The organism is Pseudomonas imrae (assembly GCF_046352735.2).
Lineage (GTDB): Bacteria > Pseudomonadota > Gammaproteobacteria > Pseudomonadales > Pseudomonadaceae > Aquipseudomonas > Aquipseudomonas imrae.
The window spans coordinates 3,139,118-3,152,960 of sequence record NZ_CP110853.2; the positions used below are offsets into that span (position 1 = coordinate 3,139,118).

The window sequence follows — 13,843 nt, forward strand, 5'->3', positions numbered from 1 at the left end:
CCTGACTGCACGATTCCTCAGTAACGCCCGCTCCTCGCGCAGTAGTGGCCTCCTGCCTTCACGCAAGGGTTCCCCAGTCCTCCGCCTGCAAGCCCAAGGACTGGGATAGCGCCAATATCGGCGCGTTTATGACCTGGAGGTTAATGTGTCAGGAACACCAGCAAACCCAAGTGAAGTTCGTGCTCTCGGAGTCGCGCTTCAATGCCTGGCAGCGAGCCTGAAGCAAAATGGCACCCTCAACGCTGACCTTTATACCGCAAGACTCAAAGGTCATATTGCCGCGGAGTATCCAGCAGCCGAAAACAAAGATGTTTTCAATCTAGCGCTAGAAAACTTGATCAATGACTTAGCACGCATTCCAGCCCCGGAAGCTTAACGACTTGGGGGGCCGAACAGAGCGAAGTCTCTCTCGGCCCTTTTTTACTCATCATCGATAGCTTTTTATTGTGCGTCCGTAAGCATACTCTGCTCCTGCGACCATGCCGCGTCATGTTGGTTGTTTTGCGTCTCTGTGTCTGAGGATCAGGCGTGCCCTGTCATGCCATGGCCCGCCGTAGACGATGTTCTCGGACGGCCTGCCGTAAAGGTGATGCAGGAGAAAAGGCCCGGGGCCGAAGGTGTTCGAGTCTTCACCTGGTAGCGTCGGATCGGGGCCCAGGTTTCGTACAGGCTGGTGTTTTCGGGACTCTCCCACCAGCCATCAGTTCGCTGGAAGGCTTCAAACTCAAGCCCCCACTCCCGTTGATAACCGAGGTTCATCAAATGCCCGTACGCCACAGTGCAATCCACAAAGTCGACAAGAAGCCCGACTGTACGCCACAGATCATCGCGCAGTACAGGGATAGCCGGACCGCCAAGGTACGAGCCAACCGGGAAATATCATTGCTGTCGCACATCTAAAACATTGCCCGGGAGTGGGGCTCACCGAGAATAACCCTGCCGCTGGAGTGCACAAGAACAGGGAGGCGCCTCGGGACTTCTACGCAACTGAGGAGATCTGGAGCGCCGTGTACGCAGTCGCAGCCTCGCAGCTTTGCGATTCTATGGACTTGGCCTACCTGACCGGACAGCGCCCCGCAGATGTGCTTTCGATGCGCGAAGCTGATGCGGTAAATGAATTCCTACAGGTGTCGCAAGGCAAAACGGCCAGAAAACTCCGGATCCGCCTTACCGCTGCCGGGAACCTTAATGACCTGGGCACACTGGTGCGCGACTGATAGAGCAGCGGCGCTCACGTGGAGTAAGGACTCCATACGGATGGCCGGCAGGTGACCAAGCCGATGCTACGTCTACGCTTTGACGATGCCAGGAACAAGGCAATCGCCATTACTAACGAGGCGGGAGACGGCGTGCTTGCAGCGAGCATCCGGTAGTTCCAGTTCCGCGACATCCGCCCAAAAGCAGCCAGTGAAATATTGGACCTGGGCGATGCCAGTCGTCTGCTTGGGCACACGGATAAGCGGATAACCGAGACGGTTTATAGGCGGGTTGGCGAGATCGTGAAGTCGACCCGTTGATAGAGGATCTGACAGTAGTTGCGGAAAGCGTCGTAAAAGATGCGGAAACTGTTAGTTTAAAACCTTGTCCAATTATTGAACGCCAGAAACACAAAAGCCCCGCGTTAACGGGGCTTTCATATGAATCTTGGCGGGAAACCAGGGATTCGAACCCTGGGAACGCTATTAACGTTCGCCGGTTTTCAAGACCGGTGCATTCAACCACTCTGCCAATTTCCCTTGTGCAACACAGGATTATGATAACCCATCCTGTCTCAGCGGGCGCCATAATACCCGAATGAAACACACTGTCAAACTCTGTGCATGGCTTGTTACAGAGCGTCTGTTATGATCTTTGCGACTGAACGTTTCAAAACTGAAGGAGTGTCGCCATGCGCGAACAGGATTACGCAGTTAACAGCAATGTGCAGGCTGAGCAGCTAGAGGTTAGCCGCGTCCTGCGCAATACATACGGCTTGCTCGCGCTAACCCTCGCATTTAGCGGCGTGATGGCGTATGTGGCACAGCAGCTGCGCGTCGGCTACCCGAATATATTCGTCGTGCTGATCGGTTTCTACGGTCTGTTTTTCCTCACCAACAAGTTGCGCGACTCGGCCTGGGGCCTGGTGTCGGCGTTTGCCCTGACCGGTTTCATGGGTTTCCTGCTGGGCCCGATCCTTAACCGTTACCTGGGCATGCAGGGCGGCGCCGAAGTGGTCAGTTCGGCTTTTGCCATGACTGCACTGGTATTCGGTGGCCTATCGGCTTACGTGCTGATCAGCCGTAAGGACATGAGTTTCCTGGGCGGCTTCATTACTGCTGGCTTCTTCGTGTTGCTGGCGGCCGTGCTGGCAGGCATGTTCTTCCAGATCAGCGGCCTGCAACTGGCGATCAGCGCGGGTTTTGTGCTGTTCTCCTCGGCCTGCATTCTGTTCCAGACCAGCGCCATCATTCATGGCGGCGAGCGTAACTACATCATGGCGACCATCAGCCTGTATGTATCGATCTACAACCTGTTTGTCAGCTTGTTGCAGATCTTCGGCATCATGAGCCGCGACGACTGATCGTCCCCTCATGCAAAAAGCCCGCTTCGGCGGGCTTTTTGTTGTCTGCGGCTTTATCATTGACCCAGGTTTGCCTACAGAGTGTTCCATGAAGTTCGCAATTGCGCTTTTTTCCGCCGCACATGCGCCCTCCTCGCGCCGAGCCCTGCTGTTTGCCCAGGCGGCGCTGACCGGTGGGCATGAGATTGTGCGGTTGTTTTTCTATCAGGATGGCGTGTATAGCGCATCCAACTCGGTGGTGACACCGCAGGACGAGCAGGATATCACCCAGCAATGGCGTGCCTTTGTCAGCGAGCATCAGCTTGATGGTGTGGTGTGCATCGCCGCGGCACTGCGCCGTGGCGTGCTGAACAGTGAAGAGGCTGCGCGCTACCGACGCAGCGCGGTCAATCTGGACGCGCCTTGGGCGTTGTCTGGTCTTGGTCAATTGCACGATGCGATCCAGGACGCCGACCGACTGATCTGCTTTGGAGGGCCGTGACATGTCAAAATCCCTGCTGATAATCAGTCGCCAGGCTCCATGGTCCGGCCCCGGCGCGCGCGAAGCGCTGGATGTCGTGCTGGCCGGTGGCGCGTTTGATTTGCCGATTGGCCTGTTGTTTCTGGACGACGGCGTGTTTCAACTAGCCGTGGGCCAGAACGCCAAGGCCATCCAGCAAAAAGACTTGAGCGCCAATCTGCAGGCACTGTCTCTGTTTGGGATTGATGAGGTTTTCGCTTGCAGCCAGAGCCTTGCCGAACGTGGGCTGACGTCTCCTGGCAACGTACAGCCGCAGAGCAGTGAACAGATTTCCCAAATGATTGAGCGTTACGATCAGGTGATGACCCTCTGATGTCGACCTTGCACGTGTTATCCCACTCTCCATTTACCGATAACCGGCTGGACAGTTGCCTGCGCCTGTGTGGCGGGCAAGATGCCATTCTGCTGTGCGGTGATGCGACTTACGCCCTGCAGGCCGGCAGCTCTGCGTACAAGGCCATGCGAGCCAAGGCTGTGGAAATATTCGTACTCATAGAGGACAGCCAAGCGCGGGGCTTACAAGTCCCCGATTGGGCAAACAGCGTCGACTACCCGGCCTTTGTCCAGTTGTCGATCAAGCATGACAAGGTCAACACCTGGCTATGAACACCCTGACCGTAGGTGAGCAAACCCTCGAGTTGGACAAAGATGGCTATCTGGTCAACCTGGATCAGTGGTCGGCCGACGTTGCGCAGGCCCTGGCCGCAATTGAAGCCCTTGAGCTGACCCCCGAACACTGGGAGATCCTTGAACTGCTGCGAGATTTCTACCGGGAATTCCAGCTATCGCCCGCAACGCGTCCGCTGATTAAGTACACCGCCTTGAAGCTGGGTACGGAAAAAGGCAACAGCCTGCACCTCAACCGATTGTTCAATGGCACTCCCGCCAAACTCGCCGCCAAGTTGGCGGGCCTGCCCAGGCCGACGAATTGCTTATGACTGACTTTGCCCCGTTGATGACCGAAACTCCCACCGAGCACCCGTTTGCGCCGTTCGTTCGCATCCTGGGCAAAGGCAAGCGCGGTGCCCGCAGCCTGACCCGCGAAGAAGCCCGGGAGGCCATGGGCATGTTACTTGACGAAAAGGTCGAGGACACCCAGCTCGGCGCGTTCCTGATGCTCCTGCGTCACAAGGAAGAAAGCCCGGAGGAGCTCGCGGGCTTCACCGAGGCCGTGCGCGAGCGCCTCAATGCACCCTCGCTGAATATTGACCTGGATTGGCCCACCTATGCCGGTAAAAAACGCCACCTGCCGTGGTACCTGCTGGCCGCCAAATGCCTGGCGCAGAATGGCGTGCGCATTTTCATACATGGTGGCGGCGCGCATACCGCTGGCCGGCTCTACACAGAACAATTACTGGACCAACTGCAGCTTCCGTTGTGCCGCACCTGGCAGCAGGTCGAGGCGGCACTTGAACAGGGCAACCTCGCGTTCATGCCCCTGGGGGACTGGGCGCCACAATTGCAGCGCATGATTGACCTGCGCAACACCCTGGGCCTGCGTTCGCCGATCCACTCTCTGGCGCGCATCCTCAACCCACTCAATGCGCGCTGTGGCCTGCAAAGCATCTTCCACCCCGGCTATCAGGGCGTACACCGCGATGCCAGCGGCCTGCTCGGTGACAACACCATCGTGATCAAGGGCGACGGCGGCGAAATCGAGATCAATCCCGACACCACGAGCCATTTGTATGGCACCCGTGCCGGCGCCAGTTGGGACGAAGAATGGCCGGCACTCTCCGCCCAGCGTCATGTGAAGCCGGCGGCGCTCGATCCCGAGCACTTGAAAGCCCTTTGGCGTGGAGAAGTACAAGACAGCTACCCACAATTGGCGTTGATTGCCACCATGGCCCTGGCGTTGCGCGGCCTTGGCCACCCAAGGGAGCAGGCCTTCAAACTGGCCCAGCAATATTGGGAATCGCGGGATAAATCGATTTAATCGATCATTTACCCCGAGTGTTTGCGCTATTTCTTCGAACCCAGACGATTAGACTGCACTCCAACGCTTATTAGCCAAGGAGTCAGTCATGGGTTTGCTAATCGATGGAAACTGGCATGACCAGTGGTACAAAAGTAGCGCGGACGGCGCTTTCCAGCGCGAGCAAGCGCAACGGCGTAATTGGGTGACCGTCGATGGCCAGCCCGGCCCCAGCGGTGAAGGGGGTTTCAAGGCCGAAGCCGATCGCTACCATCTTTATGTGTCCCTCGCCTGCCCCTGGGCACACCGAACATTGATCCTGCGCAAGCTCAAGGGCCTGGAAAGCCTGGTCGATGTTTCGGTGGTCAGTTGGTTGATGCTGGAAAACGGCTGGACTTTTGACCAGGCTTACGGCTCAACTGGCGACCAACTCGACGACTTCACCTACCTGCACCAGCGCTATACCGCTGATGCCGCCGAATATACCGGTCGCGTCACGGTGCCGGTGTTATGGGACAAAAAACTCAATCGGATCGTCAGCAATGAATCGGCGGAGATCATTCGCATGTTCAATAGCGCATTCAATGGCCTGACAGACAACACCCTCGATTTCTACCCCGAGCCCCTGCGCCCCACCATCGATGACCTCAACGAACGCATCTACCCTGCGGTGAACAACGGCGTATACCGCGCAGGCTTCGCCACGTCGCAACAGGCGTACGAAAGCGCCTTTGATGATGTGTTTGCTGAACTGGACCATCTGGAACAGCACCTTGACGAGCATCGTTACCTGGCCGGTGAATACCTGACCGAGGCCGATGTGCGGCTGTTCACTACGCTGATTCGGTTCGACGCAGTGTATTACAGCCACTTCAAATGCAATTTGCGGCGGATTGCGGACTATCCGAACCTGTCGAACTGGCTGAAAGAGATATATCAATGGCCCGGCGTGGCCGAGACCGTGGATTTTGCCCACATCAAAGGGCATTACTACGCTAGCCACCGGACGATCAATCCGACAGGAATTGTCCCGAAGGGACCGTTGCTGAGTTTTGATACCCAGCATGATCGGCAGAAGCTGGTCAGCAAAGGTGTGTGGAACTGAGCGGCCCCTGGGCCCTGATAGAGCAGCTCGTTTGCGAAAAAACGAGAATGCGGCATTTACCAGAAATGCCGTATTCTCGTTGAGGCTTTTCGCGATCACGGGCTAGACCACCTCACTCCTACGGAGTCAGACTTGAGATTGAGCGCCCTCAAACCACTTCAATTTCTCACGCAACTGCACCACTTCGCCTACGATCACCAATGTCGGCGCATGAACCTCATGCTCCGCCACCAGTCGCGGCAAGTCCGCCAGGGTGCCGGTAAAAACACGCTGGTTGGACGTGGTGCCTTGCTGGATCAATGCGGCAGGGGTATCGGCCGAACGACCATGCTTGACCAGTTGCTCGCAGATGATCGGTAAACCGATCAGCCCCATGTAAAACACCAAGGTCTGGGACGGCCCCACCAGATCACTCCACGGCAAGTCCGACGTACCATCCTTCAAGTGCCCGGTGATGAAACGCACCGATTGCGCATGGTCACGATGCGTCAGGGGAATACCGGCATAGGCCGCACAACCGCTGGCTGCGGTAATCCCCGGCACCACCTGGAACGGAATGCCATGGGCCGCCAGCTCTTCGATCTCTTCACCGCCCCGACCAAAGATAAACGGATCGCCACCCTTGAGACGCAACACACGCTTGCCCTGCCTGGCCAGATCCACCAGTTGTTGGTTGATCTGATCCTGCGGCAGCGCATGGTCGGCACGCCGTTTACCGACATACACCCGCTCGGCATCGCGGCGACATAGTTCGAGAATCGCAGGCGCCACCAGACGGTCATACAGCACCACATCGGCCTGTTGCATCAAGCGCAAGGCACGGAAGGTTAGCAGGTCCGGGTCACCCGGGCCTGCGCCGACCAGATACACTTCGCCCGGCGCATGGGGCGGCGCGCCATCAATCTTTTCCCGCAGCAGACGCTCGGCTTCATCGCCCTGCCCGGCCAGTTGCCGATCGGCAATCGGTCCCTGGAAAACCTCTTCCCAGAACGCTCGACGCTGCTGCACGTTCGGAAACAAGCCTTTGACCTGATGACGGAAACGCGCAGCCAATCCGGCAAGTTGGCCATAGGTCGACGGGATCCAGGTTTCCAGCTTGGCGCGGATCAACCGTGCCAACACCGGCGCATCGCCACCGCTGGAAACCGCAATTACCAAGGGGGAACGATCGACGATTGCCGGGAAAATTACGCTGCACAGCGCTGGCGCATCCACTACGTTGACCGGCACGCAACGGCGCCGGGCATCGCCGGACACCTGTGCATTCAACGGCTCGTCATCGGTTGCGGCAATAATCAGCACGCAACCGTCCAGATCTGACTCCTGATAGCCGCGCACGATCACTTCACCGCCACTGCCCTCAACCAGTTCACGCAACTGGTCTTCAATCTGCGGAGCAACCACCTGCAGCAACGCGCCGGCCTCTGCCAGTAGTCGGGATTTGCGTAAAGCAATCTCCCCGCCACCGACCACCAATACACGACTGCCGCGCAGGTTATGAAACAGCGGCAGGAATTCCATTTAGCCGATGACCTCAACGCCAGCCATGTAAGGCTTGAGCACCTCAGGGACGCGGATCGAACCGTCGGCCTGCTGGTAGTTTTCCAACACCGCCACCAGCGTACGGCCTACAGCCAAGCCGGAGCCATTGAGGGTGTGGACCAGTTCCGGCTTGCCGGTTTCAGGGTTACGGAAACGCGCCTGCATACGGCGAGCCTGGAAATCACCGCAGTTGGAGCATGAAGAAATCTCGCGGTATTTGTCCTGGCTCGGCACCCACACTTCCAGGTCGTAAGTCTTCACGGCACTGAAACCCATGTCGCCGGTGCAAAGTGCCAGTACGCGATATGGCAGCTCCAGCAATTGCAGGACCCGCTCGGCATTGGCCGTCAGGCCTTCGAGCGCCTCCATCGAGGTCGAAGGTTCGACCACTTGTACCATCTCGACCTTGTCAAACTGATGCTGGCGAATCATCCCGCGAGTATCACGACCGGAAGCACCAGCCTCGCTGCGGAAGCATGGCGTGTGAGCGACAAACTTCAACGGCAACTGCTTGGCGTCGAGAATTTCGCCGGCGACGATGTTGGTCAGCGACACTTCAGCAGTCGGGATCAGGTACAAATCAGCTTCGCCATCGCGACTGATCTTGAACAAGTCCTCTTCAAACTTCGGCAACTGGCTGGTACCCATCAGTGCCGGAGCTTGCACCAGATATGGGGTCCAGGCCTCTTCGTAACCGTGCTCGCCGGTGTGCAGGTTGATCATGAACTGCGCCAGGGCGCGGTGCAGGCGGGCAATCGGACCACGCAGCAAGGCAAAGCGGGCGCCGGAAAGCTTGGCAGCGGTTTCAAAATCCAGGCCGCCACTCAGTTCGCCCAGCGCGACATGGTCCTTGATTTCGAAATCAAAGGCCTTCGGCGTGCCCCAGCGACGCACTTCCACGTTCCCGTCTTCATCTGCACCGACCGGTACAGACTCGTGGGGCAGGTTGGGAATACCCAGCAAGATCGAATCAAGCTCGGTCTGGATCGCATCCAATTCCACCTTGCCCGACGCAAGCTCGCCCGCCATGCGCTCGACGTCCGCCATTAACGGCGCGATATCTTCGCCGCGCTGCTTGGCTTGACCGATGGATTTGGAGCGCACATTCCGCTCAGCCTGCAGTGCTTCGGTGCGGGTCTGGACGGTCTTGCGCTGTTCTTCCAGCGCTTCGATGCGCGCAACATCCAAGGCGAAGCCACGGGATGCCAGGCGGTCCGCTACGTCCTGGAGGTTGCTACGTAACAGTTTGGAATCGAGCATGTCGGTCTCTCGTTATCAAAGTTTGGTCAGGGACAGGCCAGCCCAGGTGGCGAGCAGCCCGCCGAATACGCTGATGGCCGCATAGCCTATGGCCAGCGGCACTTGCCCGCTTTCCAGCAGGCGCACCGTATCCAGTGAAAAGGATGAAAAAGTGGTCAGGCCGCCAAGGAAGCCCACCATCAACCCGGCACGCACCTCAACAGGCACCTCCGGGCGCAACAGAAACAGGCCGTACAACACGCCGATCAGCAGGCAGCCCACGATATTAACGGCCAGCGTCGCGGTATAGAAGTGTTTCGGCCAATTGGCGTTAACCCAATTGCCCGTAGCAAAGCGCAACAGCGTACCCGCAACACCACCCACAGAGACGGCAACGACCAAAGGAATCATAATTTTCTCCGCTGTCTGGGGCTCAAACGGTCAAGTGCAGCCAAATGATTGAGCTTTTCACCAATCTTCAACTCCAGGCCGCGGGGCACCGGCTGGTAGAACGGTTGGGGCTCAAGTTCATCAGGAAAATAATCTTCACCAGCGGCATAGGCATCCGGCTCGTCATGGGCATAACGGTATTCGTCACCATAACCTAACTGCTTCATCAGCTTTGTCGGGGCATTGCGCAGATGCAGCGGCACTTCCAGCGACCCGTGCTCGGCAGCGGCGCGCAGTGCCGATTTGAAGCCCATGTACACGGCATTACTCTTCGGCGCACACGCCAGATAGGTGATGGCCTGGGCCACCGCCAACTCGCCTTCCGGGCTGCCCAGGCGCTCCTGCACCTCCCAGGCCGCCAGACACAGGCTCAAAGCCCTCGGATCGGCGTTGCCGATATCTTCGCTGGCCATGCGCACCACACGCCGCGCCAGGTACAGCGGATCACAACCGCCGTCGATCATGCGTGCAAACCAATACAGCGCACCATCAGGGTTGGAACCGCGCACCGATTTGTGCAGAGCGGATATCTGATCGTAGAACGCTTCACCACCTTTATCGAAACGTCGACGGGTATCGCCCAGCAGGCTTTGCAGGAGGTCGACACCGATTTCGCCGCCATCCTCGGCCAGGTCAGACGCATTCTCCAGTAGATTGAGAAAACGCCGACCATCGCCATCAGCGGCCGTCAACAAAATCTTGAAACCTTCCTCGCCCAGGCTCAGTTGACGCTTACCCAAGCCTTTGTCGTCAGTCAATGCCCGCTGCAGCAACTTCTGCATCGCCGTCTCATCAAGGCTCTTGAGTACATAGACTCGCGCCCGGGACAGCAAAGCGTTGTTTAGCTCAAAGGACGGGTTTTCGGTGGTGGCGCCAATAAATATCAGCGTGCCATCTTCCACGTATGGCAGGAATGCATCCTGCTGCGACTTGTTGAAACGATGCACTTCGTCGACGAATAGAATCGTACGCTTGCCGTATTGGCCGGCCTGTTGCTTGGCAACTTCCACAGCCTGGCGGATTTCCTTCACGCCAGCCAGGACTGCCGAGACCGTCTCGAAGTGTGCATCCGAGACTTTCGCCAACAGCCGCGCCAGGGTGGTCTTGCCCACGCCCGGCGGCCCCCAGAAAATCATCGAATGCAGGGCACCCTGCTCCAGGGCTTCGCGCAAGGGTTTGCCGCGAGCCAGCAAGTGCTCTTGCCCAACGTATTCGTCCAGATTCGTCGAGCGCAGGCGCGCTGCCAAAGGCTGGGCAATCGGGTCACTTCGAAACAGATCCATGGGCAGCGTTTGAAACCTCTGAGCAGTTTATTCCTGGATCACGTCGGCACCCTTGGGGACCTCGAACTTGAACGTGGAAGCGGGAACCGATGCGTTGGCCTGGACTCCAGTAAACAGGATATTGGTGCGCTGACCAACGCTGTCGACCAGTTGCATATCGTTGATCACGCCATTGCGAAAAGACAGGCGCAGACTGTCGAACAGCGTGTCCCTGGACTTGGGCTTGAGCGTGAAATCAATCACGTTACTTTGTTGCTTGGAGGTGATCTCAAAACTTTCGCTGATCTGCGACACATCGCCAGACAGCAGCAACGCCGGCGTCTGGCTCAGGCGCGGGTCAAGGGTCTTGATGGTCGCCTGCTCCAGATCCGGGTCCCACAATGTGACTTTCTTACCGTCAGAGACGATGGTCTGCTCATTCGGCGCATCGGTTTTCCAGAAGAAAAGCCCTGGACGCTGTACCGCCATTTCGCCAGCAGTTTCCTGCATCTGCGTACCGCTGCCATCCAGGGTTATCTGGGAAAAGCGCGCCGTCAGTGTCTTGGATTTATCCAACAGGTTGGTCAAGCTCGCAACGGAAGCCGGGTCGGCGTGGGCCGAAAGGGTCGTCAGGGCCAGTGCCGGCAACAACAGCATGCGGATAAGACGCATGGGAGTCCTCATAGAATTCGTGTGAAGGGCGTGCCGCGTGCTGCCACGCGGCACATGATCAGTCGCGCATCTGCCCGGGGGCAATGACTTCGCGCGAGCCATTGGTGTTCATCGCGGTGACGACTCCAGCCATTTCCATGGCTTCGATCATGCGAGCGGCGCGGTTGTAGCCGATCTTGAGTTTACGTTGCACCGCAGAAATCGACGCGCGGCGACTTTCCAGCACGAACGCCACGGCCTCGTCATAAAGCGCATCGGTTTCAGCATCATCGTCGCCACCGCCACTGCCGCCCTCGAAGCCGCTGCCGGCCTCCTCGACGCCATTGAGAATGTCATCGTTGTATTCCGGTGCGCCACGCAGTTTCCAGGCTTCCACCACCCGATGCACTTCATCGTCGGAAACAAAGGCACCGTGGACACGAATCGGCAGGCTGGTGCCAGGCGGCATGTACAACATGTCACCATGGCCCAACAGTTGCTCGGCGCCGCCCTGGTCGATGATGGTCCGCGAGTCGATCTTGCTCGACACCTGGAAGGCCATGCGCGTCGGAATGTTCGCCTTGATCAGACCGGTGATCACGTCCACCGAAGGCCGCTGGGTCGCCAGAATCAAATGAATACCGGCAGCACGAGCCTTTTGCGCGATACGCGCGATCAGTTCTTCGACCTTCTTGCCAACGATCATCATCATGTCGGCAAATTCATCGACCACGACCACGATGGTTGGCAGCTTGCTCAGCAACGGCGCTTCATCGTGAATACTTTCGCGCTTGTACAGCGGATCGGTCAGTGGCGTGCCGGCGTCCTGGGCTTCCTTGACCTTGGCATTGAAGCCAGACAGGTTACGCACCCCCATCTTCGCCATCAGTTTGTAGCGGCGCTCCATCTCGGCCACGCTCCAACGCAGGGCATTGGCAGCATCCTTCATGTCCGTCACTACCGGGCAGAGCAGGTGCGGGATGCCTTCGTAGATCGACAGTTCAAGCATTTTCGGGTCGATCATGATCAGCTTGGCGTCTTCCGGGCCAGACTTGAACAGGATCGACAGGATCATCGCGTTCACACCCACCGACTTACCGGAACCGGTCGTACCGGCCACCAGCAAGTGCGGCATTTTCGCCAGATCCGTGATGACCGGCTTGCCACCGATATCATGGCCCAGTGCCAGGGTGACAGGAGACTTGAAGTTGTCGTACTCAGGCGTCGATAGCACTTCGGAGAAGCGCACGATCTGCCGGTCTTCGTTGGGAATCTCGATACCGACCGTGGTCTTTCCGGGAATGACTTCCACAACCCTTACACTGGTCACGGCCAATGAACGCGCAAGGTCCTTGGCCAGGTTGGAGATACGACTGACCTTGACGCCAGCGGCCGGCTGGATTTCGTAACGGGTAATTACCGGCCCAGGATGAATCGAGTCCACCGAGACCTCGACACCGAATTCCTTTAGCTTGATTTCCAGCAGATGGCCGACAGCAGCCAGCGATTCCGGGGAATAGTTGAGCTGCTTCTTTTCCGCAGGATCAAGGATCGAGATTGGCGGCAAAGTGCCTTCAATCGCGCTATCGATAAACAATGGTGCCTGTTTTTCCTTCTGTACACGATGGCTTGGCTCCGGCGCCTTGACCGGTGCTGGCGCGATCACTGGCGGCACTTGTTTTTCGCGATCCGACATGTGCTTGGTCAGGGCCTGCTCGCGCTCGATCAAACGCTCCTTGACCTTGGCCTGCTCGCGTCGATCCGGCGTACTCGGTGCCACGACCTCGTTGATGCGGGTGTCGACCTCGCGCAACTGCGCCACCATGCGCTTGCGATCCACGCGGGCTGCCCACCAGCGGTTAGCGGCGCTCTGGAATAGCTCGAACAGGTCAAGGGTGATCTTGCCGGTCACATCCATGACTTTGAACCAGGACAGATCGGTAAATACCGTCAGGCCAAACAGGAACAAGGCGATGAACATCAGGGTACTACCCTGGATGTTCATCGCCTTGCGGGCCAGGTCGCCCAGGCTTTCACCCAACGCACCGCCCGCGCCCGCCGGCAATCCGGTGGGCGCATGAAAATGGATATGCGCCAGCGCAGCGCCCGAGAGAATCAGGAAGACCAGGCCGATCAGGCGCCAGGAGAACAGCCAGCCACTCCACTGCCATGGCTCGTGGCGCTGGCGGAAAATTTGCCAGGTCTTGATGGCCAGCAGCAGCGGGAAGATATAGGCGAAATAACCCAGGATCATGAACAGGATATCGGCGCTGTAGGAACCGACAGGGCCGCCGAAGTTCTGCACATCGTCGATCTTGCTGTTATGACTCCAGCCCGGATCGTCCTTGCCATAGGTCAGCAATGCCATCATCAGGAACAGACACAGCGCACCGATGGCAATCAGCGCGCCTTCCTTGAGCCGATAGTGCAGATGCTGGCGCCAGGCCGGAACTACTACTGTTTTAGGTGCTGCGGCGGATTTCTTCAAAACTGGTCTTTTCCTGCGCCTTTAGCGCGTCCAACTGTTGAATGACTGCGAAAATACTGCCCAATCCGGACAGTTGAAAAGTTAAAGAGCGTCGTCAAGACTTCCTTTTAA

At 57.9% G+C, this 13,843-nt stretch carries 14 protein-coding genes, 1 tRNA gene and 1 pseudogene; 8 read left to right on the plus strand and 8 right to left on the minus strand.

Features of this window, described 5'->3' with window-relative positions; all coding sequences use genetic code 11:
* Positions 1–145: 145 nt before the first annotated feature.
* Positions 146–376: a hypothetical protein gene (locus tag OQ460_RS13950; protein ID WP_410018052.1), complete on the plus strand. Its 231-nt coding sequence runs from the start codon at positions 146–148 to the stop codon at positions 374–376.
* A gap of 111 nt (positions 377–487) precedes the next feature.
* Here OQ460_RS13950 and OQ460_RS13955 read toward each other — a convergent pair.
* A pseudogene (locus tag OQ460_RS13955) lies at positions 488–747 on the minus strand (phage tail protein); the annotation flags it as partial.
* Positions 748–1,645: 898 nt separating this feature from the next.
* Positions 1,646–1,736: transfer RNA gene (locus OQ460_RS13960), tRNA-Ser, on the minus strand.
* Positions 1,737–1,888: 152 nt separating this feature from the next.
* Between OQ460_RS13960 and OQ460_RS13965 the strand changes: the two genes are divergently transcribed.
* The 7 genes from OQ460_RS13965 (at position 1,889) to OQ460_RS13995 (ending at position 6,100) form a co-directional block, all read left to right on the plus strand.
* A complete protein-coding gene (locus OQ460_RS13965) occupies positions 1,889–2,560 on the plus strand; it encodes a Bax inhibitor-1/YccA family protein (RefSeq protein ID WP_410018053.1) in 672 nt (223 codons plus the stop codon).
* An 88-nt stretch (positions 2,561–2,648) separates the two neighbouring features.
* Positions 2,649–3,041 (plus strand): sulfurtransferase complex subunit TusD, encoded by a 393-nt coding sequence (tusD, locus tag OQ460_RS13970; protein WP_410018054.1) that lies wholly within the window; start codon positions 2,649–2,651, stop codon positions 3,039–3,041.
* A gap of 1 nt (position 3,042) precedes the next feature.
* Entirely contained in the window at positions 3,043–3,393 is a 351-nt protein-coding gene (tusC, locus tag OQ460_RS13975) for a sulfurtransferase complex subunit TusC (RefSeq protein ID WP_410018055.1), read from the plus strand.
* Complete coding sequence (gene tusB, locus OQ460_RS13980) at positions 3,393–3,686, plus strand: sulfurtransferase complex subunit TusB (protein ID WP_410018056.1); 294 nt, start codon at positions 3,393–3,395, stop codon at positions 3,684–3,686. Before tusC ends, tusB begins: the two co-directional genes overlap by 1 nt.
* Positions 3,683–4,018 carry a TusE/DsrC/DsvC family sulfur relay protein gene (locus OQ460_RS13985; protein WP_410018057.1) on the plus strand — a complete coding sequence of 112 codons (336 nt, stop codon included), beginning with the start codon at positions 3,683–3,685 and terminating at the stop codon, positions 4,016–4,018. The genes tusB and OQ460_RS13985 overlap by 4 nt, the downstream gene beginning before the upstream one ends.
* Positions 4,015–5,016 carry a glycosyl transferase family protein gene (locus tag OQ460_RS13990; protein WP_410018058.1) on the plus strand — a complete coding sequence of 334 codons (1,002 nt, stop codon included), beginning with the start codon at positions 4,015–4,017 and terminating at the stop codon, positions 5,014–5,016. The genes OQ460_RS13985 and OQ460_RS13990 overlap by 4 nt, the downstream gene beginning before the upstream one ends.
* A gap of 88 nt (positions 5,017–5,104) precedes the next feature.
* Positions 5,105–6,100: a glutathione S-transferase family protein gene (locus OQ460_RS13995; RefSeq protein WP_410018059.1), complete on the plus strand. Its 996-nt coding sequence runs from the start codon at positions 5,105–5,107 to the stop codon at positions 6,098–6,100.
* Between the two features lie 126 nt (positions 6,101–6,226).
* Here the strand turns inward: OQ460_RS13995 and cysG are convergent, their stop codons facing one another.
* From cysG to ftsK, 6 genes are read right to left on the minus strand one after another with little or no spacing between them, the layout of a single operon-like run.
* Positions 6,227–7,621, minus strand: a complete 1,395-nt coding sequence (gene cysG, locus OQ460_RS14000) for a siroheme synthase CysG (protein WP_410018060.1) — start codon at positions 7,619–7,621, stop codon at positions 6,227–6,229.
* A complete protein-coding gene (gene serS / locus OQ460_RS14005) occupies positions 7,622–8,902 on the minus strand; it encodes a serine--tRNA ligase (RefSeq protein ID WP_410018061.1) in 1,281 nt (426 codons plus the stop codon).
* A gap of 15 nt (positions 8,903–8,917) precedes the next feature.
* On the minus strand, positions 8,918–9,292 hold the full coding sequence (gene crcB / locus OQ460_RS14010) for a fluoride efflux transporter CrcB (RefSeq protein WP_410018062.1): 375 nt from the start codon (positions 9,290–9,292) through the stop codon (positions 8,918–8,920).
* On the minus strand, positions 9,289–10,614 hold the full coding sequence (locus OQ460_RS14015) for a replication-associated recombination protein A (RefSeq protein WP_410018063.1): 1,326 nt from the start codon (positions 10,612–10,614) through the stop codon (positions 9,289–9,291). Before OQ460_RS14015 ends, crcB begins: the two co-directional genes overlap by 4 nt.
* Positions 10,615–10,641: 27 nt before the next feature.
* Positions 10,642–11,265, minus strand: a complete 624-nt coding sequence (gene lolA, locus OQ460_RS14020) for an outer membrane lipoprotein chaperone LolA (protein WP_410018064.1) — start codon at positions 11,263–11,265, stop codon at positions 10,642–10,644.
* Between the two features lie 58 nt (positions 11,266–11,323).
* A complete protein-coding gene (ftsK, locus tag OQ460_RS14025; protein WP_410018065.1) occupies positions 11,324–13,732 on the minus strand; it encodes a DNA translocase FtsK in 2,409 nt (802 codons plus the stop codon).
* Between the last annotated feature and the right edge of the window lie 111 nt (positions 13,733–13,843).

Bases quoted from the DNA above. Each gene is read 5' to 3' on its own strand.
- OQ460_RS13965 (WP_410018053.1), top strand. From the start codon at position 1,889: ATGCGCGAACAGGATTACGCAGTTAACAGCAATGTGCAGGCTGAGCAG.
- tusD (WP_410018054.1), top strand. From the start codon at position 2,649: ATGAAGTTCGCAATTGCGCTTTTTTCCGCCGCACATGCGCCCTCCTCG.
- tusC (WP_410018055.1), top strand. From the start codon at position 3,043: ATGTCAAAATCCCTGCTGATAATCAGTCGCCAGGCTCCATGGTCCGGC.
- tusB (WP_410018056.1), top strand. From the start codon at position 3,393: ATGTCGACCTTGCACGTGTTATCCCACTCTCCATTTACCGATAACCGG.
- OQ460_RS13985 (WP_410018057.1), top strand. From the start codon at position 3,683: ATGAACACCCTGACCGTAGGTGAGCAAACCCTCGAGTTGGACAAAGAT.
- OQ460_RS13990 (WP_410018058.1), top strand. From the start codon at position 4,015: ATGACTGACTTTGCCCCGTTGATGACCGAAACTCCCACCGAGCACCCG.
- OQ460_RS13995 (WP_410018059.1), top strand. From the start codon at position 5,105: ATGGGTTTGCTAATCGATGGAAACTGGCATGACCAGTGGTACAAAAGT.
- cysG (WP_410018060.1), bottom strand. From the start codon at position 7,621: ATGGAATTCCTGCCGCTGTTTCATAACCTGCGCGGCAGTCGTGTATTG.
- serS (WP_410018061.1), bottom strand. From the start codon at position 8,902: ATGCTCGATTCCAAACTGTTACGTAGCAACCTCCAGGACGTAGCGGAC.
- crcB (WP_410018062.1), bottom strand. From the start codon at position 9,292: ATGATTCCTTTGGTCGTTGCCGTCTCTGTGGGTGGTGTTGCGGGTACG.
- OQ460_RS14015 (WP_410018063.1), bottom strand. From the start codon at position 10,614: ATGGATCTGTTTCGAAGTGACCCGATTGCCCAGCCTTTGGCAGCGCGC.
- lolA (WP_410018064.1), bottom strand. From the start codon at position 11,265: ATGCGTCTTATCCGCATGCTGTTGTTGCCGGCACTGGCCCTGACGACC.